The sequence below is a fragment of the Bacillus sp. bc15 genome, from assembly GCF_900142585.1.
GTDB lineage: Bacteria > Bacillota > Bacilli > Bacillales > Bacillaceae_G > Bacillus_A > Bacillus_A cereus.
The window spans coordinates 50,761-73,103 of record NZ_FRBJ01000006.1; the positions used below are offsets into that span (position 1 = coordinate 50,761).

Here is a 22,343-nt window from a genome sequence, read left to right on the forward strand (position 1 = left end):
AAAAACAAACTATTCGTTAGCAGGTGGAAGAATATGTATGATATTACGATTATCGGCGCTGGAGTAAGTAGCATTTTTATGGCTTATTCACTAGCTAAAAGTAACAAAAAAGTTTTAATTCTTGATAAAGGTAAAGCGCTAGAAGATCGCCATTGTCCTTTAGACGAAGGAAAAGTGTGTAATTGTACTACATGTGATAAATATTTCGGGTTTGGTGGTTTAGGCAAATCTGAAGGGAAATTTAATTATACAAACGGATTTGGCGGAGAACTTGAGAAAAAAGTCGGTAAAGAGGGTTTTATACAACTCATGGCTGAAGTAGATGAAATTCTATGTCAGTTTGGTGGAAGTTCGGTTTCAAAATATTCTACTGAAAATTCAAGTCTCACTAAGAGAGCTGAAGCGTGTGGTTTACAAATGCTAACAACAGAAGTAAGACATCTTGGTACTACACTTTCCAGTAACATTTTTCAGCAGCTCTATGAATTTTTACTGACGAAAATAAAGATCCAATTTCATATAGATGTACAACATATTCTGAAACAGGAAGATCATTTTACAATAGATACAAATCAAGGAACAGTTCAAACTAAGCAACTAGTATTTGCAACTGGGCGCTCTGGGGCCGATTGGTTAAAAGAAATGTGCAGTTCCCTAAATATTTCTCAGGAGCAAACACGTGTAGATTTAGGAATTAGAGTAGAAATGAAAGAACATCAATTACGTTCTATATTAAAAGATACTTTTGAAACAAAACTTTCTTATCAAGGTGAGCATTTCACAGCAACTACTTACTGTATGAATCCAAAAGGACGCATCATTCGAAAGTACGAAGAAGGTTTAGTTATGCCTGACGGTCAAAATTTTCGAGAGCAAGGAACTGGCACTTCTAATTTAAATTTCACTTTATTTATTCCTCGCTATTTTCCAACTCTCAAAGAAGCAAATGTATACGCAAGTTCAATTATTAAAGGCATTAACCAAGGACGAGATCGGGTTGTTATACAGCGCTTAGAGGACTTACTAAAGAAACAACCTACAGCGGAAAACAGCATGGAACATAGCCGTATACAGCCTACACTACAGGGGGATTATGGAGATTTGAATCAAGAAATTCCTCAATTATATATTGAAGGGCTCAAAGAATTTTTATTACGTTTAGAACAATTTATACAAGAACCTATCGATCAACATACTTTACTATATGGAATTGATGGAAAGTTCTATGCTCCTACGATAAAAATTAATAATCATTTTGAAACTAGTATACATGGGCTATTTTTAATTGGAGATTGTTCAGGCGTTACGCACTCATTATCTCAAGCAGCTGCAAGTGGTCTGTATGTTGGAAAGTACTTATCTGACATTTAATTTCTATCATTAAGATTCTAGTCAAATATTCCTAATTTCAAAACACTTTACTTATATAGTAAAAATATATTAATAAGCCCTCCTATCCTTCCCGGCTAATGATTAACCGACAAAAAATCGGAATTTTACAAGATACATATGTAATATAACTACATATTTAAAACTGTTGGTATTCAATTCTAATAAATTGAATGTCAACAGTTTTAAAAGTCTCTATCCATTTTCACTTTCATTTGTTCGATATTTTGTAACATCATCATAGTGTTTAATATGGTAGGATGTCTATAAGTCAATTTCACTACAACTATGACTTGTTCTGTCCGTTTCTCAAAAAGAGTTATATTTATGCTACTACGCTTTAAAAATCCCCATTGTATGTATATGAATACTTCAAATTATTCCCTTTAGAAAACAGAGTCTAAATGGTTCATTACACTCTAATAGTTATAAAAACATAATATATAACTTCAGTTAAATAAATTGTATAAAGAAGGTGTAAAAATGAAGAATAAAATAAATTTACAAATGCAAAATATAAGCTTTGTTATAATAATGGCTTTAGCAGTATGGTTAAAAACATATCTTATTACGCGATTCAGTTTTGATTTAAAAATCGAGTCTTCAACGCAAGAGCTTATTTTGTTTATTAGTCCTCTAGCCGCATCATTAGCATTTGTTGGATTAGCATTATTTTCAACTGGTGAAAAGCGAAATTATATAGCGCTATGTATTAATTTCTTATTAACAATCGTACTCGTTGGAAATGTAATGTTCTATGATTTTTATAGTGATTTCGTTACATTACCAGTACTTGGACAAACCTCAAACTTTGGACAATTAGGCGGCAGTATTATAGAAATATTAAACTACAAAATTATACTCGCATTCGTAGACATTGTTTTCTTCTTTATTTTATTAAAAAAGAAATCATTGGTCTTTAAAACCGAACGTGTAACTCATTCTACACGCTTGTTATACTTTCTTTTAACAATTGGTGTATTCTTTGCGAATCTACATCTTGCAGAAAAAGAGCGCCCTGAATTATTAACGAGATCATTCGACCGAGTAATACTTGTCAAAAATTTAGGCCTATATACTCACCAAGTATATGACTTAACACTGCAAGTAAAAGCCGGTTCACAAAAAGCGCTTGCTGATAGTAGTAAATTACAAGAAACTGAAAACTACGTAAAAGCAAACCAAAGCGAGCCAAACCCTAATATGTTTGGTGCAGCGAAAGGAAAAAATGTAATTGTCGTCACTCTTGAATCCTTGCAAACCTTCTTAATAGGCGCATCAGTCAATGGGCAAGAAGTTACACCATTCCTAAATGAATTCATAAATGAAAGTTATTACTTTGATAACTTTTTCCATCAAACTGGTCAAGGGAAAACATCCGATTCTGAATTTCTAATCGATACGTCGTTGTATCCATTAAATCGAGGAGCTGTATTCTTCACACACGGTAACAATGATTATACTGCAACTCCAGAAATTTTGCGTCAGCAAGGTTATTTCACTTCTGTATTCCATGCGAATAACGCAACATTTTGGAATCGTAATATTATGTACTCTGCTCTTGGTTATGATCGTTACTATAATGAGCTTGATTACAAAATTACACCAGAAACAAATTTAAATTGGGGATTAAAAGATATCGAATACTTTGATCAATCAGTAGATATATTAAAAACTGTTAATCAACCATTCTATGCTCGTTTCCTTACTTTAACAAACCATTATCCATTTACGTATGATGAAGATACAAAATTCATTGAACCATACAACTCTGGTAATGGCGTATTTGATCGTTACATCGTAACAGCACGTTACTTAGACGAATCAATTAAAAAATTTATTGAACGTCTAAAGGCCGAGGGGCTTTACGATGATTCTATTATTGTGTTATACGGTGATCATTATGGTATTTCCGAAAAACATAATCGTGCAATGGCACAGTTTTTAGAAAAAGATCAAATAACAGAATTTGATACTTTAAATTTACAACGTACACCTTTATATATTCATATTCCTGGACAAACAGAAGGTCAAACTATTTCAAAGCCTACTGGACAAATCGATATGAAACCTACTATTCTAAATTTATTAGGTGTTGATTCTACGAATGATATTCGTTTTGGCCATGATATGTTTTCAGATGAATATACTGGCTTTGTTGTTTTACGTGATGGTAGCTTCATTACAGATAAGTATGCATACAAAAACAACACTTTCTACGACCGTATAACAGGTGAAATTGTAGATTTACCAAAAAAAGAAGCTCAAGCCCTCATTAAACGTGCCCAAAATGAATTACGAATGTCTGACAAAATTATTGAAGGCGATTTATTACGCTTCTCAGAAAGCAATAAAATTAAAACTGGCGAAGTACAAACTAAAGTTAAAGAAACAGAAAAATAATCTATATATGAAAAAGGGAGCAACTTATTACAGTTGCTCCCTTTTACTTTTATTCTACGCTTGTTTCTAAAGCTACATCCGTATAGGTATTATCATTACCTATATTTAAAATTACTTCACATTGACGCAATCTCAATTCAAAGAGCATGATAGAATCATGATAGATTTCAGGATTTGATTTCATCTTATGTAATATCTCTTGTTTTTCTTGTATTTCTAAATGCGTGTTTTCTACAGCTTGCTTTAAGGAGTTAAATGGATTCCTAAAGAATATATTAATATCTCGCTCTTGTGTGTTTTCAAACAGCTCAAATTGCAAGAAAAATTTCTTCATAATAGAAGCCGTTACCTCAGTATAATCTTCATTTTCTACATACTGTTTGTATTTGTTATATAGCATAGATTTATTTTTAGGAAGAACTCCAAATAATTTACCGGCACTTTTCAGTAAAAATTGTGCTGGCGTAAATCGACGTAAAATATTTACTTCATCCATTTGTATTCTAGTCGTCATCCTGTCAGTATCTCTGCGCCAGTCATCAAGCACTTTAAAGTCACATTCTAACTGTATTCTATTTTCTCCAAATAGTGAATTAAGCCCTTCACTAAGTTCTTCTAAATACGTTTGGCTTTGAAGAAGCTCATTATTAGAAGTTGCAATCCAATTTTGCATAGAAAGAGCAAGATTAGGTAGTACAGTTTGTTCTAAATATTTATGCACTCTTTCATTCATTGCTTTATTTAGTTCCGTATCCATGTGCCCGAAATCACTTTCTTCACTAATTATATTAGAACAACTCTTTAATATCTTCGGGATATTTTCAGTAAGATCATTCGTAATTTCAGTCTTCATTGAACGATATGATTGTGTAATGAAATGAATTTTTTCCCTCTCAAATGCAGTAAGGTTATTAATGCTACCGTTTAGTTTCACTAGCATATCTTCATTCCAATTAATAGCATCCACTAGATTGTTTTCTTTCTCAACACGTTTATCCAAAAGATATGTAATTGTTTTTCGAATGAAATATAATAACTTTTCAGTACGTTCTGCATCGATATGTTTATGATTAAAGTTAAAATGAATAAACTCAGTTAAATCATTTAATTGTTGACTACTTGTATATAACGAAGAATAAGGGAAAATTCTCGCATGTGGGAAATATGTGTTTATTCTCGCTGCCGTATCATGTAATACCCTTTTTACTTCTGCTTCACTGTAAATGTTATCGATTTTATTTAATAAGAAATGAATTTGTAAATTTGGCGTATGTTCTTGAATACTTAATAGAATGTCACGTTCTTTATCAGTAAAAGGTGAATCCGCATTCAATACGAATAGTAATTCGTCTACAGAATTTAAATATTCGAATATCTCATCTCTAGTGTCGTTATTCCTATTAAAGCCAGGTGTCACTACAAATGTAAGTTTATTTTCATTTAAAAATCTGCATGGTAATTTAAATTCAACACACGCTCTATCTCTATATGTTTGATGGTGCTGAGACATCATATTATGGTAATCAGAGACATCTTCCGTTGTTGTAATTGCTGAGTCTGTTATGGCGTTTATTTCTATATGAGCATCATTTTTTAAAACTACTACATTTGAAATTGATTTTTCTAATATATTTTCTCCTAATATAGAGTTAATAAATGTAGTTTTTCCGTTTCCTGAAGTTCCCGTTACTAAAATACGATTTGTTCTTAAATCTGCGAGCTCGTCAACTAGCCATTTAAATCGGTGACCTATTTCTATATTGTGCTTTTGTGCCCATTGTGTAATAGATTCAAAAAGATGTAAGCTGTACTCTAAGCCATTTACATGATTAATAGAATGTGACAGTAAATTTTCCGCATGTTCTATATTTGCTGAATCTATTTTGGAAGGGAAAATCTCATCCCATGCCAATACAGCTGCAGATGGAAATACAGCATAAGATGGATTGACTACCTTTAACCAATTTGCTAACAGATTTGGTATGATATCGTTTAATTGTCTAAGCGTATATTGACCTTGAATTAATGCAAAGTACGTTTCTTCGTAAAGAGCAGAAACTTTGTTCCATATATCGGACGAATGTATTTCAATATGTAAGAAAAATTCATTTATTGTATTAAGCCATAATAAATAATTTTGTTCATCTTTATAACTGTTCCAAAGTGATGAAACCATTTGTGTAAATTGTACTTGATCTACATTATTTAATGTAGCTAATGCATCATAAAAATAGTCTGGTGAAATATGTTTAGTAAACCCTTTATCGATATATCCTTTTAACACCTCAAACCACGGATACGATTCTATTCGAATTAACTCATTCACAGCAAGCTCTACTGCACTATCAAAATCTTGCTGTTCCTCATAAAAGGAACGGGCAATTTTTGTGACATTCGGATAATCAGGATTTAAAGAAACTGCTTCTTTAATAACACCGAAAGCTGAGTCAAAATTATTTTGCTCAATGTAAAGAGAAAGTAATTGTAATCTAATTTCGGTCATCAATATTTTATTATCAGTAGTAACGGAAGTATAAATATTTTCAGCAAATGATAATTGATTAAGTTCGAAATAAGCATCCGCAATATTTTTTTGTGCCCATGGTGCTAATTCATTACTAACCTTCTCCCATTTAAAAATAGCTGCTTCAAAATCTTGATGACGATAATAAAATTCACCTTGTGCAAAACGAATATAAGACCCATCAGAAATCTGATTTTTTTCTTCGTTTACATAAGCTTGTCCAAGTACGTCAAGAGTTGGTTTTGTTTCATTTTCCATTAGGAATGTTTCATAATACACCTTTTTTATTAATTGTTTTTCTAATCTCATCTTTTCCCCCACTATATCTTGAAAATACATTTTTAAGATATGTCAATACTTTTTGTATGTATGCTTTTTATCTTAACAAAGAATATCTTTTGGAAAATTTCATTTTCCTTTCATTTTTCAAGTTAGATTGAATTTTTATGAGAAAAGTTTCAGTTTTTTTTCAATTTCCTTTCAGTTATGAAACAGCATTAAATGTTCCTAATAACCTAATAACACTATAATATCCCACATTATATTATCAGGAAAACCCCATATAAACCATATTATAAAAACAATCTATATTGAATTTATATGCATAATTCACTGTGCTGTCAAACAAAAAAACAACAATAGGAGCTAACAGCTATCCTTACCATTTCTTCTCAAATTGTTTTCCTTTAAAATGTTTCAGTGGTTATGTAATTAAATTCCATTAACCTATATAAATAACTAGTCCAAAAAAAATCTATATGCATATCATGTTATAGTAAAGAATTTAGGAGATCCTAAAAGGAGGCATTTTCATGTTTGAAGATAAATCTAAAATAAATTACCCATATGAATTTACTGAAACTACAACAGTTCCTCTAAAGAACCCCATTGATAAAAAATTCAAGAACGGGACAGGTACACATAACTTTCCAATTAAGAAGCACTATAAAGAGCAAGTTCTATACACTGAAAAAATCAATAATAATAAAAATAAATAATTGTATAGATCCTTATAACAATTAGCCAAATAAGAAGCAACATTTGGCCATGCATAGTTATTTGGTTAGTAATGTAGAAACCTTTATTATACAATTCATGCACCTTTTAAAAAGTGCTGTATACAGCGCTTTTTTATACATAGATAAATTTAAGCTAACGCAACCAAGAAATAAACTGCAAAATTACTCCACCTTATTTTCGTTTAACAATTAAATCTACATATTAAAAGGGAGCAACAGTAAATGTTGCTCCCTTTTGAAATGTAATTTTATTCACCCTACATAACCCTCTTAAACATCTTCTCCAACTCATAAGTAGAATGATGCACAAGAATTGGTCTTCCGTGCGGGCATGTGTACGGGTTTGTTGTTGTACGTAGTTCTTCCAGTAAAGCAAATATTTGATCGTTCGTTAAATATTGATTCGCTTTAATGGATGCTTTACAGCTCATCATGATGGCTGCTTCTTCACGTAACTTTTTAATATCAACTTTTTTTAGTTTAACGACTTGCTCCATCATTTCATCGATAATTTCTGTTTCTTGTCCTTTCGGGAACCACGTTGGATGTGAGCGGACGATAAAGGATTGATGGCCGAATTGTTCTAAAAATAGCCCGACTTTTTTTAGTTCTTCTAACTGTTCTTCGACACGTAAAAATTCAGTAAGAGATAGATCAATACGGTACGGTACAAGTAACTCTTGTACTTCTTGCGCTACTCTTCCTACTTTATCACGGAAGTATTCATAATTAATACGTTCCTGCGCGGCATGCTGGTCAATCATATATAAGCCTTTATCATTTTGAGCGAAAATATATGTTCCGTGCATTTGTCCAATTGGATAAAGCGGTGGTAAGTCATTCCCATTCATTTCAATCTCTTTTATTTCCCGAACTTCTTCTTCTAATTCCTCTAGTTCAAAGTCCTCTTCATTACTGTCCCACGATTTCTCTTCTCGAATTGGTTCTTCAATTATCGGTCTAGTAGATGGCTGCCAACTTTGTTCTTCTCTTATGAGCGACTGTGGTGGTTGCCATTCTTGTTTCGGCGGTTGCCACAGTTGTGCTGGCTGTTTCACAGGCAGCGGTTCTTCTTGTTTTTCATCCATGCCAGTTGGTAAAACGATGTCCGGCATGGATGGTTCTTTCGGCTTCGCATGCTCAAACTGGAACTGTTCTTGCACACTTTCGTCTTTTTCTTTTTTCTTCGTTGTTACGCCTGCATCTGGAATGAGCTGTATTTTTTTAAATGCAGCTTGCAATGTTTCTTCGATAAGCTTTAGCAATTCTTGTTCTTTACTAAAACGAACCTCTAATTTCGCTGGATGTACGTTAACGTCAACTAGCATTGGATCCATTTCAATCGATAAGAAGCCAATTGGATATCGGCCGACTGGCAGTAATGTATGGTATCCTTGCTGAATTGCTTTCATTAGTACAAAGTTTCGAACGTAACGACCATTTACGATCGTTGACATATAATTACGAGATGCTCTCGTTACTTCTGGTAATGTTACATAGCCTTTAATTGTAAAGTCTAAAGATTCCGCTTCAATTGGAACAAGCTTCTTCGCAACTTGAATACTGTAAATCGATGCAAGTACTTGTCTTACATCACCGTTACCTGATGTATGAAGCAATTTCTTTTCATTATGAAACAGTTTTAACGATACTTCTGGATGTGACATTGCAATACGATACACGATATCTGTAATATTCCCGAGCTCCGTATGAATGGTTTTCATATATTTAAGACGCGCTGGTGTATTAAAGAATAAGTTTTGTACTGTAATATCTGTTCCTTTTCGGCTCGCAGTTTTCTCTTGCTTTATAATGTCTCCACCTTTAATGATGAGGTGTGTACCAGGCGCATCACCTGTGCTAGTAATTAATTCTAATTCACTAACAGAGGCAATACTCGGCAATGCCTCACCGCGGAAACCGAGTGTTCTTATACGAAACAGATCGTTTTCATCTTTAATTTTACTCGTCGCATGGCGTTCAAAAGCGACGATACAATCTTCTTCTGCAATACCATCACCGTTATCAATGATACGAATTTTCGATAACCCAGCTTCTTCTAAGTGGATTTCAATAGATGTACTATTCGCATCGATAGAATTTTCCACAAGTTCTTTTACGACTGAGGCAGGACGCTCTACTACTTCCCCTGCCGCAATTAAATTAGAGAGTTGGTCATCGAGTTTGCGAATTTTCCCCATCTACTTACTCATCCTTTCTTTAACTTCTTCTGTAAGCGATACAATTCGTTCATCGCTTCTAAAGGTGTCATATCAAGTAAATCGATTTTTTTAATTTGCGCAAGTACTGCGCTTTCTTTTTGATCAAGCACAGGCTTGTCTTGTTTTTTTGAAGATTGGTCTCCTCCAAAGAAAGATAGTTGTGACTCTTCTTCAGTCTCTTCTTTCTTTTCTTCTATTTCTGCCGGTTCTTCTTTTACAACTACAGGTTCTGGAACAACTTCTTGTACCTTTACTTCTACACGCTTTGGAATAATAATTTCTTCCTGTCCTTCTAGTTGTGCTAACACTTCTTTCGCGCGGGCAATTAAGCTATCTGGAAGCTCGGCAAGTTGCGCAACGTGAATTCCGTAACTTTTATCAGCTGCTCCATCTTGAATTTTATGAAGGAATACTACTTTTCCATTCTCTTCAATTGCTGAAACGTGTACATTTTTCAGTTGATTTAAACTCTCTTCTAACACAGTCAATTCGTGATAATGCGTAGAGAATAACGTTTTTGCACCAATTTGGTCATGAATATGTTCAATGATTGCTTGTGCAAGTGCCATGCCATCATACGTAGATGTACCGCGTCCAATTTCATCGAATAAAATTAAACTTCTTTCTGATGCATTTGCAATTGCATTTTTCGCTTCTAACATTTCGACCATAAATGTACTTTGACCTGAAATTAAATCATCTGCTGCACCAATTCTCGTAAAGATTTGGTCAAATACAGGTAATACTGCTTCTGTTGCTGGTACGAAACAACCAATTTGTGACATAACCGTTACAAGTGCTAACTGTCTCATATACGTACTTTTACCAGACATGTTCGGTCCTGTAATTAAAAAGACATCCATCTCCTCTGGCATAATACAATCATTCGGTACATACAATTTCCCGTTCAATACTTTTTCAACGACAGGATGACGACCATCTTTAATAAAGATTTCACGCTTCGTTGTTAGTACAGGTTTTACAAACTGTTCTTCTTCACTAACTGTCGCAAAACTTTGCAGTACGTCTAATTCACTAATTACTTTCGCTAAATGTTGTAATTTCGGAATAAATACTTTTACTTCTTCACGAAGCGCTGTAAATAAATCGTATTCTAGTTGTACAATTTTTTCTTCTGCTTCTAAAATTAACGTTTCTTTTTCTTTCAGTTCATCTGTAATGAAACGTTCAGCATTAGCAAGCGTTTGTTTTCGTTCGTAGCGGCCTTCTGGAAGTGCTGCAAGATTCGCCTTCGTCACTTCAATGTAGTAGCCGAAAATACGGTTGTACCCGATTTTTAACGATTTAACTCCTGTAATATCACGCTCTCGTTTTTCAAGCTCAGCGATCCACGTTTTTCCGTTTTTACTAACGTAACGATATTGATCAAGCTTGTCATTATAACCGTCTTTAATAATATCTCCATCTTTAATAGAAAGCGGTGGGTTTTCTTGAATACTTCTTCCTAGTAATTCAGTTAAGCTCTCACATGGATCCGCTCCTTGAATTAACCTTGCTGCATAAGCATTATCTAACAAACTAATCGCTTCTAAAATAGCTGGCACTTGAAGTAAAGATCGTCTTAACTGTAATAAGTCCCTTGCATTGACATTACCAAATGCAACTTTTCCTGCTAAACGTTCTAAATCATATACTTCTTTTAATTTTTCTTTTAAATCTTCACGTAAGAAGTAATCATTTACAAATGTTTCAACCATTTCTAAACGCTCTTCAACTTTTTCTTTCTGAATAAGTGGACGTTCCATCCACTGTTTTAACATACGACCACCCATAGCTGTTTTTGTTTTATCCAATAGCCATAATAATGATCCTGTTTTTTCTTTCGTTCGAAGTGTTTCCGTCAGCTCTAAATTTCGCTTTGAATGCACATCAATTTTCATAAATTGATTCGTATAATAAATTTCTACAGGTTGTAAATGATCTAATGAACGTTTTTGCGTTCTTATCACATAGTTAAATAAGCGTCCAATTGCTTTAATTAACTTTGCTTGCGAAACATTTTTCACAAGATGTTCTAATCCTTCAGGAATTGCCGTTGCATCTTCATATGAAATTGTCATTTTTAACGTTTCAGTTAATTTATTTAATTCATCTTTAGAAAATGAAGAATCTACAACAATTTCTTTCGAACCAGTTGCATACACTTCCAATAAAATATCTTCTACTGAACCAGTCAATAACGTTACTGTATTTTGTCCAGTCGTTAAATCATTACAAGCTAAAGCATATGATCCATCTTCAAAATGTGTTAATGCGGCTAAGAAGTTGTTTTCTTTCTCATCAATTGTACGCCCTTCCATCATCGTTCCTGGCGTAATTAGTTGTACTACTTCACGGCGCACTACACCTTTAGCTGTTTTTGGATCTTCCACTTGCTCACAAACAGCAACTTTATATCCTTTTTCAACAAGTTGTTCAATATAATTTTTAGCTGCATGATGGGGTACACCGCACATCGGTATACGATCACTACTGCCACCATCTCGGCTCGTTAATGTAATCTCAAGCTCATGAGCTGCTTTAACGGCATCTTCAAAGAACATTTCATAAAAATCGCCTAATCGGAAAAATAAAAAGGCATCTTGATAGTCTGCCTTAACCTTTAAATATTGCTGTATCATAGGGGTATATTGCGTCATACTTTTCCTCCATAATTCTTACATAGTAATCAATTTTCATATATGTCACATTTCACGGACATCCATATCTCCTATTTCAGGAGTCTATCTTCATTATAACATATTTCATAAAGAATCATGTTCATTCAGCGCCACTTATGTAAAGTAAAAAGCTAGGAAGAACTTCTCCCTAGCTTTCTATTACTCTTCTTCTGCATCAACGATAAAGTTCGGATCTAATTCTTCAAATTCATCATCAGCAATTTGGAAATCATCATCTGATTCTACGCAGCCTTCAGGATTTACACTTACACAAATTTTCGTTTCTCCAACTACTTCTGTTACAAATTCACGTTCTACAGTTACAACAATTTTATTACCGTTTGGTGATACAAGCGCTTCTAAACAATTTGGTGGCTGAATAACACGAGCAATAATTTCTAAATCGTCACCAGAAAAGTTTTTATCACGATAACCAATGCTGACTTCGTCCGTGTAGTTCACGCGTTCTGTTACAACTTCAGTCTTTGTATTTCCATCAAATGAATACCAAGTGTTCACATCATAGAAACCTTCAATTTCCACATGCTTCCCATTCTTTCTTGCTTCGTACGAGTGGTTAATTACCCAGCACCCTAAAATACTTGTTGGTTCATTATTCGATTCACATGTATGCGTTGACTTTGTATACTTACGTCCTTTTCCAACCACTGCTTTTGTAATAATCTCTCTAAATTCGGACATTCGTAACCCTCCTCAATCACTATTCACTTAATCATATGCGTGACAATAGCGGAATGTGTCATTCTTTTTTTGAGAAGAACTTACGTTTAATCAACTAAAAAAAAGAGATGTCAATATGACATCTCTTTAACAACCACAATTTCCTTTTTTACTTTCTACCGCTGCGCCAGTTTCACCCTTTAGTACATCGCCACCAGTTGAAATTAATATTTCATCTGTTACGTTGTTAGAAATTGTACTAGCAACTAACTGTAATAAGTCATTTACATATGTTTGTGAAGATTTAAATTCTTGTACAACTGGAATACTGTCTAACTTATCTTGCAATGCATCAATTTCAGCTTCTACCTTTTTTAAAGCTTCCCATTTCCCGTAATGTTGCAAGTTTACTGCTTGTTTTTGCAGTGCTTTAATTTCATCGATTGCGCGCTTTACATTTTCATTTTTATGAATTTGCGCCTCTGCTTTCTTAAAAAAATCAACCTCTTCTGTTTCAGAAATCATTTTTGCTAATTCTTTCGCTTGTTCAACAATGTCATCTTTCGAATATACTTTCATCTATTATTTCACCTCAATCGGCTCTTCAACTAATTCCCCGTTAAGAGACCAAGTTTTTGCTTCCGTTACTTTTACTTTCACAAGCTGACCAATTAAAGATTTTGAAGCAACGAAGTTTACAAGTTTATTCGTACGAGTATAACCTGCAAGTACTTCTGGATTATTTTTACTTTCCCCATCAACTAACACTTCTACAATTTGACCTTTGTAACGACTATTCTTTTCAATTGCCAACGTATTTACTAGTGTATTTAAGCGTTGAAGACGTTCTTTCTTTACTTCCATCGGTACATTATCTTTCATTTTTGCAGCTGGTGTACCTTCGCGCGGAGAATAAATGAATGTAAAGGCAGTATCAAACCCTACTTCACGATATAACGACATCGTTTCTTCAAATTGCTCATCTGTTTCATTTGGGAAACCAACGATAATATCTGTTGTTAATACTGCATCTGGAATTGCTTCTTTAATTTTTCTTACAAGTTCTAAATAATGCTCACGCGAATATTTACGTGCCATAATTTTCAGCATATCCGTACTTCCAGATTGAACTGGTAAATGGATATGTTCTACTAGGTTGCCACCTTTGCCAAGCACTTCAATTAAGTGATCATCGAAATCACGTGGATGGCTCGTTGTAAAACGAATACGGGCAATATCAACTTTACGAAGTTCGTCCATTAAATCGCCAAGACCGTATTCTATATCTTCAAAATCTTTACCATATGCATTTACGTTTTGACCAAGTAACGTAATTTCTTTATAACCATTCGCAGCTAAGTGACGAATCTCTTGGATAATATCTTCTGGACGTCTACTTCGCTCTTTTCCGCGTGTATACGGTACAATACAATACGTACAGAATTTATCACAGCCATACATAATATTTACCCAAGCTTTAATATCACCACGGCGTACTTTCGGAAGGTTTTCAATTACGTCGCCTTCCTTTGACCAAACTTCAACTACCGTTTCCTTCGAGAACATCGCATCTTTTAGAATGTACGGTAATCTATGAATATTATGCGTTCCAAACACCATATCTACATGCTGATTTTTTTGCATAATTTTATTTACAACAGATTCTTCTTGAGACATACAACCACATACACCAATTAAAAGGTCCGGATTTCTTCGTTTTAGTGACTTTAAATGGCCTAGTTCACCAAACACTTTATTTTCAGCATTTTCACGAATGGCACAAGTGTTTAATAAAACTACATCTGCATCCTCAGTTGAAAAAGTTGGTTCATATCCAAGTGTTGTGAAAATACCTGCCATTACTTCCGTATCATGCTCATTCATTTGACAACCATATGTACGAATATAGAACTTTCGGCCTGTACCAAAATTGCGAAACTCTTCAGGTAAGCCAAAATCCCGTTCAATTTTAACTTCTTCTTTCCCGCGCTTTTTCGCATCCTTTAAGGAAGGTGGTTGATATACACTTTCAAAGTATTTACTATAATCTTTCTCTTCTTTTTTCGTAGAGGAATTTGCTTGTTGACTTGCTAATCGTTGTTGCTCGTTCATCGGTAATCTCCTTTCACCCTTAACTATACACACTCTATAGTCCATTTTAATGCGCTTAGACTCACCTCAAAAATGGTTAGATAGCTTGGAGATAACTTGTCCTTTGAAACTTGAGTAATCAATCTAATCATTCATAAGAATGAAGTCTTCCCCACGCAAATAGACATTCCCTTTTTATCATTTCTTGTTGTCCTACCCAAAAGCATATTGCTTTATCCCTATAAACATTACCATAGTATGACGTGTTTCGCCAATTTTAACAATTCAGAGGCCCTTTATTATCTTACATTTCATAAGCAATGAACTTGCCATTTTCATACAACGATTTACATATTATTTTACCATTCTGAATTTTCTAAGTAAATAAAACTACCCTATATTTTTTGCACATAAAAAAGGTTGCCAAATCGGCAACCTCCTCTTCTTACATTACATAAATTCAGCAACAAGCTCATCAAACATTTTCTGATCCATATTTAAATCAGATTTCACTAAAGGCTCTTCACTATAGCCTTTAACAAGTTCTTGATATGATGGTTGCTTAGTATTTTGATAAATTAAACCTGTTACTAAACCGTTATTTTCCATTAACGTTTGCATAGCCATCATGCGATTAGATGGATCATATCCCTCTACTGTGCTTAGTTTCGTTAAATTCTCTTTAAACCAATCGTAAGTATTTACTTTATTGTAAGTAACACATGGGCTAAATACGTTAATTAATGAAAATCCTTTATGGTTAATACCAGCTTCAATAATTTGTGTTAATTCTTTTAAATCACTCGAAAAGCTTTGCGCCACAAATGTCGCACCAGCTGTTAAAGCCATTTCCATTATATTTAGTGATGGTTCAATTGAACCTTGTGGTGTGCTTTTCGTTTTAAATCCAGCTTCACTACGTGGTGAAGTTTGCCCTTTTGTTAATCCGTAAATTTGGTTATCCATTACGATGTACGTAATGTCGATATTACGACGAATAGAATGGATTGTATGTCCCATACCAATCGCAAATCCATCACCGTCACCACCTGAAGCGATAACTGTTAAATCACGATTTGCCATTTTCACACCTTGTGCAATCGGAAGGGCACGACCATGAATACTATGCACACCATATGAATTAATATAACCTGAAATACGGCCTGAACAGCCGATACCAGAAATAACAGCAAGTTCATCTGGATTTAAGCCAACGTTAGCTGCTGCACGTTGAATTGCAGCTTGCACTGAGAAGTCTCCGCAACCTGGGCACCAGTTTGGCTTTACACTGTTACGAAAGTCCTTAAATGTTGCCATTTAATACAACCCCTTTTTTGCATTCGTTGTAAATCTCTTTCGGCAAGAATGGGTTTCCATCATATTTTAAAAGACTAGAAATTTTCTCACCATTACCAAGATTCATTTTCATAATGTTAGCAAGTTGACCTGTTGCATTGTTTTCTACTACTACAACACGCTTCGCCTTTTTCACAAGTGGATCGATTTCAGCTGTTGGGAACGGGTGAATTAAACGCACATGAGCATGGTTTACTTTCATACCCTCTTGTTCTAAACGCGTCATTGCCTCTTCGATCGCACCACGAGTTGAGTTAAATCCAACAAGCAATACATCTGCTTCTTCATGCTTAACATTTTTATAAACAGGGGTATTAAACTTCAAGTTCTCCATTTTACGGAAACGTTTGTCCATTTGATCTTTACGGTTTATTGCTGATTCCGATGGCTTTCCAGTTTCATCATGTTCTACACCTGTAACATGGTGAACACCATTTTTCATACCAGGTAAAACACGCGGCGAAACGCCGTCTTCAGTTACTTCATAACGCTTGAAGTATGCTTTATTTTCACGTTCTGGTAATTCTGCTTCTAAATCAAGCTTACCACGACGGATTTCCACTTTATCTAATTTAAGTGGTTCTACTGTTTGTTTTCCTAACGAAAGCTGTAAATCTGTTAAGAAAATAACAGGAACTTGATATTCTTCAGATAAGTTAAATGCTTCTACAATGTCATAGAAAGCTTCTTCAACTGTACTTGGCGCCATTACGATTTTTGGAATTTCACCATGCGTACCGTAAATCATCGCCATTAAGTCAGACTGTTCTTGTTTCGTTGGTAATCCCGTACTTGGACCACCACGTTGTGTATCAACAATTACTAATGGGGTTTCTGTAATACCTGCTAAACCGATTGCTTCCATCATTAATGACAGACCAGGACCAGCAGATGCAGTTAATGTACGAACACCAGCATAGTTTGCGCCGATTGCCATTGTACAAGCTGCAATTTCATCCTCAGTTTGGATTACTGTTCCGCCGACTTTCGGTAATTTTTTAATTAAGTATTCCATAATTTCTGATGCAGGTGTGATTGGGTATGCTGACATAAAACGAGCACCACCAGCTACCGCACCAAATGCGATTGCATCGTTTCCAATCATAAACATGCGTTTTTTACCATCAGCTTTTTCAAGCTGCATCATGTTTACTTTCTCACCTAGTAATTCTTTCATATATTGAGAGCCGCGTTTAATTGCGTCCATATTCTTTTGAACGACTTGCTCTCCTTTACGACCAAAGATTTCTTCAACAACATCTAAATAAGCTGTTTCGTCTAATCCTAATACTGCACTTGATGCTCCAACAGCAACCATGTTTTTCATTAATGATGTGCCTAATTCTGAAGCAATATCTGTAAACGGTATCACATATAGATTTACATCTGTATTGTCGGGTATTGTTGGATTAAATTTCGCATCCGCAACTACAATTCCACCTGGACGTAGTTCGTGGAAGTTAAAATCAATTGTTTCTTGGTCAAAAGCAATTAAAATATCTAAATCATCTGAGATCGCGCGTACTTCTGTTGTACTTACACGAATTTTATTATTTGTATGGCCGCCTTTTATACGTGATGAGAAGTGGCGGTAACCGTATAGGTAATATCCTAATCGGTTTAATGCAATACAGAAGATTTCTCCTGTACTTTCAATTCCTTCACCTTGTTGGCCTCCAACTTTCCATGAAAGTTGACTAATCATCTCCTACACCCCTTTTGGCTGCATTCATTGTAGTGTATTTTTTTACAGTAATAGTTTAGCATTTTTTATGCAAATAAACTACAACGGACGCAAATTATGCCTCTTCTGATTTCCCTGAATCTTTAGTATAAAGCTATTTTGTTTTTCATTCTAGTATTAGGTCTTAAAAAAAGCAATAAAATCAAATGAATTAATTTTAATTTTTCTGAATTTTAAACCGCAAACTTAAAAACTCATATGTTCAACAAAATTATCATATAAAAATCTTTCTACAGTAGATGCAGCATAGTATTTATAAAGCTCATTCATGACATTTTCATAATCTCCATAGGCAGATACATTGACAACCGTATCTACAATCCCATCAAAATCTGAACCAAACCCTATATTGTTTTCTCCACCTAGCGAGCAAATATATTCGATATGTTTTATGATATCAGTTATATTTGCTTGCCTTTCACTTGTTAGAAACTGCGGTACAAAAGTGACACCGATCATGCCATTTTTCTTTATAAGAGCTTTAAGTTGTTCATCGTTTAAATTACGTGGGTGCTCGCAAAGTTTCATACAATTTGAGTGGGAAGCAATAGGATTTTTTGCAATCTCTATAACATCCCAAAAACTTCTTTCATTTAGATGAGACACATCAGTCCATACATGTAGCGCATTCAGTTCTTGTACAACCTGTTTACCAAAATTCGTTAAACCCGCCCCACGTGTCTCTAGCGCACCATCAGCTAAGAGATTGGCATAATTCCATGTTAGTCCAAAAGAACGTACTCCTAGGCGATACAACAACCGTAATTTCATTGCTTCTTTTCCAATTGCTTCGCATCCTTCTAGTGTTAATATCGCTCCAACCTCGTCCTGTTTTAACATGTTAATATCATCTTTTGTCTGAATAAACTTTACACCTGGTAGGGATAAAATTTCATTATAAAAAATATCTACCATTTGTAATGCTGCTTCAAATCGGTTTTCATATGCCACTGTTTCTGGTACATATATAGCAAAACATTGTATACTTCCTTTTCTTCTCTTTAACTGTTCAAATGTAATATGTAATTGTGAATCATCGTTAAAATTCCTTTTCCCTTGTGCACTCCATAACTGAAGAAGCACGTCACAATGAGCATCAAAAATTTTCATTTTCAGTCCTCCATTATAAAAACAACCTGTTTGCATACTGCAAACAGGTTGTTTAAAACTTAACGAGGTTCTACAATTAATTTTATTGCTGTACGCTCTTCGCCATCAATCATAATATCTGTAAACGCTGGGATACAAATCAGGTCCAAACCACTAGGCGCTACAAATCCTCTTGCGATTGCTACTGCCTTTACCGCTTGGTTCAATGCACCTGCACCAATAGCTTGAATTTCTGCTGTTCCGCGTTCGCGAATAACACCTGCAAGTGCACCAGCTACAGAATTAGGGACCGACGTTGCTTTAACTTTTAATATTTCCATTCCGCGTTTCCTCCTCGTTTCTTTAAAAAGTATTAGCAATTATTTCACTTTAACTTATATTCACGAGGAATGGCGCGTATTCCTGCTAAATTTCCGTAATTTTTCTAAAAAATTAAAATATAATAACTTATCTAAAATTTAACGGAAATTTACTCAAAAAATGGTTGATCGTCATTAATTAAAATGCGCTCAATTTTCTTTGCTTTTCCTGTATTTGGATCCACATCAATTAACACTGCACTTAATTGCGTTCTACCACTTGTTACTTCAAATCGTACCGGTAAGTTCGTTAAAAACTTCTTCAATACCGCTTCTCGGTCCATACCTAATATTCCATCATATGGCCCTGTCATCCCAACATCTGTAATATATGCCGTTCCACTTGGTAAAATACGGTTATCCGCTGTAGGGACATGCGTATGCGTACCTACTACTGCTGTAGCACGTCCATCTACATACCAACCTAGCGCTTGTTTTTCACTTGTAGTCTCCGCATGGAAATCAACAAAGATAATATTCGTACGTTTTTTCGCAATATTAATTAATTCATCCACTTTACGGAATGGACAATCAATCGGAGGAAGGAAAGTACGTCCTTGTAAGTTAATAACTGCAACTTCTGTTCCATTACAGTTCACAAAGATAAGTCCTTTTCCTGGAGTTCCTTCTGGGAAGTTAGCTGGTCTTGCAAGATATTTTGCATCATCTATGAATTCAAATACTTCACGATTATCCCAAGCATGGTTTCCAAGTGTAACTGCTTGCGCCCCACACTCTAAAAAGTTTCGATATATTTTTTCTGTAATCCCACGGCCACCTGCTGCGTTTTCTCCATTAATGATTGTTACTGTAGGTGTATATTTTTTCTTTAATGCCGGTACGTATTGTTGAATCATACCTCTACCAGGAGATCCTACTACATCCCCAACAAATAATATTCTCATATGTCTTACCCTTTCTATGTACTGCATTTTTTATTGCTATAGCATTAAGGAAATTCCTTATAATATGTTTATTATAAGTTTGTTTCACTTTTACGCTATATAACTAACTGTCTTTATTTTATCCAATTCCAACACAAAAAAATAAAGTGGTGTTTCACCACTTTATTTTGCGTATTCCACTGCACGTGTTTCACGAATAACAGTTACTTTAATATGTCCTGGGTAATCCAGTTCATTTTCAATACGTTTTCGGATATCACGAGCTAAACGATGAGCTTCTAAATCATCGATTGTATCTGGTTTTACCAAAATACGAACTTCACGTCCTGCTTGAATTGCAAATGATTTTTCAACGCCTTCATAAGACTCTGAAATCTCTTCTAACTTTTCAAGACGACGAATGTAGTTTTCAAGCGTTTCACTACGAGCTCCCGGTCTTGCAGCTGATAAAGCATCTGCTGCTGCAACTAAAACTGCAATGATAGAAGTTGGTTCTGTGTCACCATGGTGAGATGCGATACTGTTTATAACTACAGGATGCTCTTTATATTTCGTTGCGAGTTCAACACCAATTTCAACGTGGCTACCTTCTACTTCATGGTCAATCGCTTTTCCGATATCATGTAATAGACCAGCACGTCTTGCTAGTTTTTCATCCTCGCCAAGCTCTGCTGCCATAAGTCCAGTTAAATATGCAACTTCCATAGAGTGTTTTAAGACGTTTTGTCCATAACTTGTACGGTATTTTAAACGACCTAAAATTTTAATTAAATCTGGGTGTAATCCATGAACACCCACTTCAAACGTTGTTTGCTCTCCGACTTCGCGAATATACTCGTCCACTTCACGTCTTGATTTTTCGACCATCTCTTCAATACGCGCTGGGTGAATACGTCCGTCCTGTACTAGTTTATCAAGAGCGATACGAGCTGTTTCACGACGAATTGGATCGAATCCAGAAAGGATTACCGCCTCTGGTGTATCATCGATAATTAAGTCAATACCCGTTAACGTTTCTAACGTACGAATATTACGACCTTCACGCCCGATAATACGTCCCTTCATTTCGTCATTTGGAAGATTTACAACCGAAACGGTTGTTTCAGCAACATGATCAGCTGCACATCTTTGCATTGCAAGAGATAAAATCTCTTTTGCTTTCTTATCCGCTTCTTCTTTCGCGCGAACTTCACTTTCTTTTACCATAACAGCGATTTCATGAGAAACTTCATTTTCTACTTTACCAAGAATAATTGCTTTCGCTTGTTCGCGTGTCAGATTGGAAATGCGCTCTAATTCTGTTTGTTGCTTTTGAACTAACTCTCCCACTTTGCTTTCCAACTCTTCAATCTGTTGTTGTCTCGCTACAAGAGAATCCTCTTTCTTCTCTAACTGTTGCTCGCGTTTATCGAGCGTTTCGTCTTTACGATCAAGGTTCTCTTCTTTTTGCATTAAACGATTTTCTTGTTTTTGTAATTCGCTTCTACGGTCACGAATTTCTAATTCAGCTTCTGTACGAAGTGTATGAATTTCATCCTTTGCTTCTAAAAGCGCTTCTTTCTTAAGTGCTTCAGCCTCACGATTCGCTTCGTCTAGAATACGTTTCGCTTCATTAGCCGCACCATTAATCTTCGCTTCAGCAATAGACTTTCGAACAAAAAAGCCAACAACTGCACCGACTGTTGTTGCAAGCAAAATGGAGATGAGTATCCAAACTGTACTACTCATGATTTCACCTCCCCTTGCTATGAATGAAAAAAGACTGTCGGCATGTACATTAAATTACAACATACAGCAAAGACCGTCGTCCCGCTTTTTTAAGGGACTTTCTTCATTTCACAATTAAAATGTCATATTAT

Annotated in this window: 15 protein-coding genes; 3 read left to right on the plus strand and 12 right to left on the minus strand. The window is 34.9% G+C overall.

All coding sequences use genetic code 11. The features are described 5' to 3' along the window. Positions 1-33: 33 nt before the first annotated feature. Both BUA87_RS19430 and BUA87_RS19440 read left to right on the plus strand, forming a co-directional pair. Positions 34-1,371, plus strand: a complete 1,338-nt coding sequence (locus BUA87_RS19430) for an NAD(P)/FAD-dependent oxidoreductase (protein ID WP_000272120.1) — start codon at positions 34-36, stop codon at positions 1,369-1,371. Positions 1,372-1,872: 501 nt separating this feature from the next. Continuing rightward, positions 1,873-3,792, plus strand: a complete 1,920-nt coding sequence (locus tag BUA87_RS19440) for an LTA synthase family protein (RefSeq protein ID WP_072940507.1) — start codon at positions 1,873-1,875, stop codon at positions 3,790-3,792. 49 nt (positions 3,793-3,841) lie between these two features. Here BUA87_RS19440 and BUA87_RS19445 read toward each other — a convergent pair whose 3' ends face one another. Then, a complete protein-coding gene (locus BUA87_RS19445) occupies positions 3,842-6,625 on the minus strand; it encodes a dynamin family protein (protein WP_016512419.1) in 2,784 nt (927 codons plus the stop codon). A 503-nt stretch (positions 6,626-7,128) separates the two neighbouring features. On the opposite strand from BUA87_RS19445, the gene BUA87_RS19450 reads away from it, so the two are divergent. Further along, positions 7,129-7,314 carry a hypothetical protein gene (locus BUA87_RS19450; RefSeq protein ID WP_000461138.1) on the plus strand — a complete coding sequence of 62 codons (186 nt, stop codon included), beginning with the start codon at positions 7,129-7,131 and terminating at the stop codon, positions 7,312-7,314. A 278-nt stretch (positions 7,315-7,592) separates the two neighbouring features. Here BUA87_RS19450 and mutL read toward each other — a convergent pair whose 3' ends face one another. The 11 genes from mutL to rny all read right to left on the minus strand — a co-directional run bounded on the left by mutL (position 7,593) and on the right by rny (position 22,212). Continuing rightward, entirely contained in the window at positions 7,593-9,536 is a 1,944-nt protein-coding gene (mutL, locus tag BUA87_RS19455; protein ID WP_016080555.1) for a DNA mismatch repair endonuclease MutL, read from the minus strand. Between the two features lie 8 nt (positions 9,537-9,544). After that, on the minus strand, positions 9,545-12,217 hold the full coding sequence (gene mutS, locus BUA87_RS19460; RefSeq protein WP_065229237.1) for a DNA mismatch repair protein MutS: 2,673 nt from the start codon (positions 12,215-12,217) through the stop codon (positions 9,545-9,547). 180 nt (positions 12,218-12,397) lie between these two features. Next, positions 12,398-12,940 (minus strand): outer spore coat protein CotE, encoded by a 543-nt coding sequence (cotE, locus tag BUA87_RS19465; RefSeq protein WP_001288799.1) that lies wholly within the window; start codon positions 12,938-12,940, stop codon positions 12,398-12,400. A 126-nt stretch (positions 12,941-13,066) separates the two neighbouring features. Continuing rightward, positions 13,067-13,498, minus strand: coding sequence for a YlbF/YmcA family competence regulator (locus BUA87_RS19470; RefSeq protein ID WP_000870460.1), 432 nt, complete (start codon positions 13,496-13,498; stop codon positions 13,067-13,069). 3 nt (positions 13,499-13,501) lie between these two features. Then, on the minus strand, positions 13,502-15,031 hold the full coding sequence (miaB, locus tag BUA87_RS19475) for a tRNA (N6-isopentenyl adenosine(37)-C2)-methylthiotransferase MiaB (RefSeq protein ID WP_001005391.1): 1,530 nt from the start codon (positions 15,029-15,031) through the stop codon (positions 13,502-13,504). A gap of 429 nt (positions 15,032-15,460) precedes the next feature. Then, a complete protein-coding gene (locus BUA87_RS19480; protein ID WP_071713495.1) occupies positions 15,461-16,327 on the minus strand; it encodes a 2-oxoacid:ferredoxin oxidoreductase subunit beta in 867 nt (288 codons plus the stop codon). Next, positions 16,314-18,071: a 2-oxoacid:acceptor oxidoreductase subunit alpha gene (locus BUA87_RS19485; RefSeq protein WP_000625417.1), complete on the minus strand. Its 1,758-nt coding sequence runs from the start codon at positions 18,069-18,071 to the stop codon at positions 16,314-16,316. Before BUA87_RS19485 ends, BUA87_RS19480 begins: the two co-directional genes overlap by 14 nt. 225 nt (positions 18,072-18,296) lie before the next feature. Next, positions 18,297-19,220 carry a dipeptidase gene (locus BUA87_RS19490; protein ID WP_000688047.1) on the minus strand — a complete coding sequence of 308 codons (924 nt, stop codon included), beginning with the start codon at positions 19,218-19,220 and terminating at the stop codon, positions 18,297-18,299. Positions 19,221-19,279: 59 nt separating this feature from the next. Next, the gene (gene spoVS, locus BUA87_RS19495) at positions 19,280-19,540 is read right to left on the minus strand and encodes a stage V sporulation protein SpoVS (RefSeq protein ID WP_000404341.1); all 261 of its coding nucleotides are present in this window, start codon (positions 19,538-19,540) and stop codon (positions 19,280-19,282) included. A 149-nt stretch (positions 19,541-19,689) separates the two neighbouring features. Further along, positions 19,690-20,484, minus strand: a complete 795-nt coding sequence (locus BUA87_RS19500; RefSeq protein WP_001221097.1) for a TIGR00282 family metallophosphoesterase — start codon at positions 20,482-20,484, stop codon at positions 19,690-19,692. Positions 20,485-20,646: 162 nt separating this feature from the next. Continuing rightward, positions 20,647-22,212, minus strand: coding sequence for a ribonuclease Y (gene rny, locus BUA87_RS19505; RefSeq protein ID WP_000099769.1), 1,566 nt, complete (start codon positions 22,210-22,212; stop codon positions 20,647-20,649). Positions 22,213-22,343 lie beyond the last annotated feature (131 nt).

What these genes read in the sequence shown, in the direction of transcription:
- BUA87_RS19500 (WP_001221097.1), bottom strand. Translation starts at nt 20,484, where the DNA reads ATGAGAATATTATTTGTTGGGGATGTAGTAGGATCTCCTGGTAGAGGT.
- BUA87_RS19440 (WP_072940507.1), top strand. Translation starts at nt 1,873, where the DNA reads ATGAAGAATAAAATAAATTTACAAATGCAAAATATAAGCTTTGTTATA.
- rny (WP_000099769.1), bottom strand. Translation starts at nt 22,212, where the DNA reads ATGAGTAGTACAGTTTGGATACTCATCTCCATTTTGCTTGCAACAACA.
- BUA87_RS19430 (WP_000272120.1), top strand. Translation starts at nt 34, where the DNA reads ATGTATGATATTACGATTATCGGCGCTGGAGTAAGTAGCATTTTTATG.
- cotE (WP_001288799.1), bottom strand. Translation starts at nt 12,940, where the DNA reads ATGTCCGAATTTAGAGAGATTATTACAAAAGCAGTGGTTGGAAAAGGA.
- BUA87_RS19485 (WP_000625417.1), bottom strand. Translation starts at nt 18,071, where the DNA reads ATGATTAGTCAACTTTCATGGAAAGTTGGAGGCCAACAAGGTGAAGGA.
- BUA87_RS19490 (WP_000688047.1), bottom strand. Translation starts at nt 19,220, where the DNA reads ATGAAAATTTTTGATGCTCATTGTGACGTGCTTCTTCAGTTATGGAGT.
- BUA87_RS19480 (WP_071713495.1), bottom strand. Translation starts at nt 16,327, where the DNA reads ATGGCAACATTTAAGGACTTTCGTAACAGTGTAAAGCCAAACTGGTGC.
- miaB (WP_001005391.1), bottom strand. Translation starts at nt 15,031, where the DNA reads ATGAACGAGCAACAACGATTAGCAAGTCAACAAGCAAATTCCTCTACG.
- BUA87_RS19445 (WP_016512419.1), bottom strand. Translation starts at nt 6,625, where the DNA reads ATGAGATTAGAAAAACAATTAATAAAAAAGGTGTATTATGAAACATTC.
- BUA87_RS19450 (WP_000461138.1), top strand. Translation starts at nt 7,129, where the DNA reads ATGTTTGAAGATAAATCTAAAATAAATTACCCATATGAATTTACTGAA.
- spoVS (WP_000404341.1), bottom strand. Translation starts at nt 19,540, where the DNA reads ATGGAAATATTAAAAGTTAAAGCAACGTCGGTCCCTAATTCTGTAGCT.
- BUA87_RS19470 (WP_000870460.1), bottom strand. Translation starts at nt 13,498, where the DNA reads ATGAAAGTATATTCGAAAGATGACATTGTTGAACAAGCGAAAGAATTA.
- mutS (WP_065229237.1), bottom strand. Translation starts at nt 12,217, where the DNA reads ATGACGCAATATACCCCTATGATACAGCAATATTTAAAGGTTAAGGCA.
- mutL (WP_016080555.1), bottom strand. Translation starts at nt 9,536, where the DNA reads ATGGGGAAAATTCGCAAACTCGATGACCAACTCTCTAATTTAATTGCG.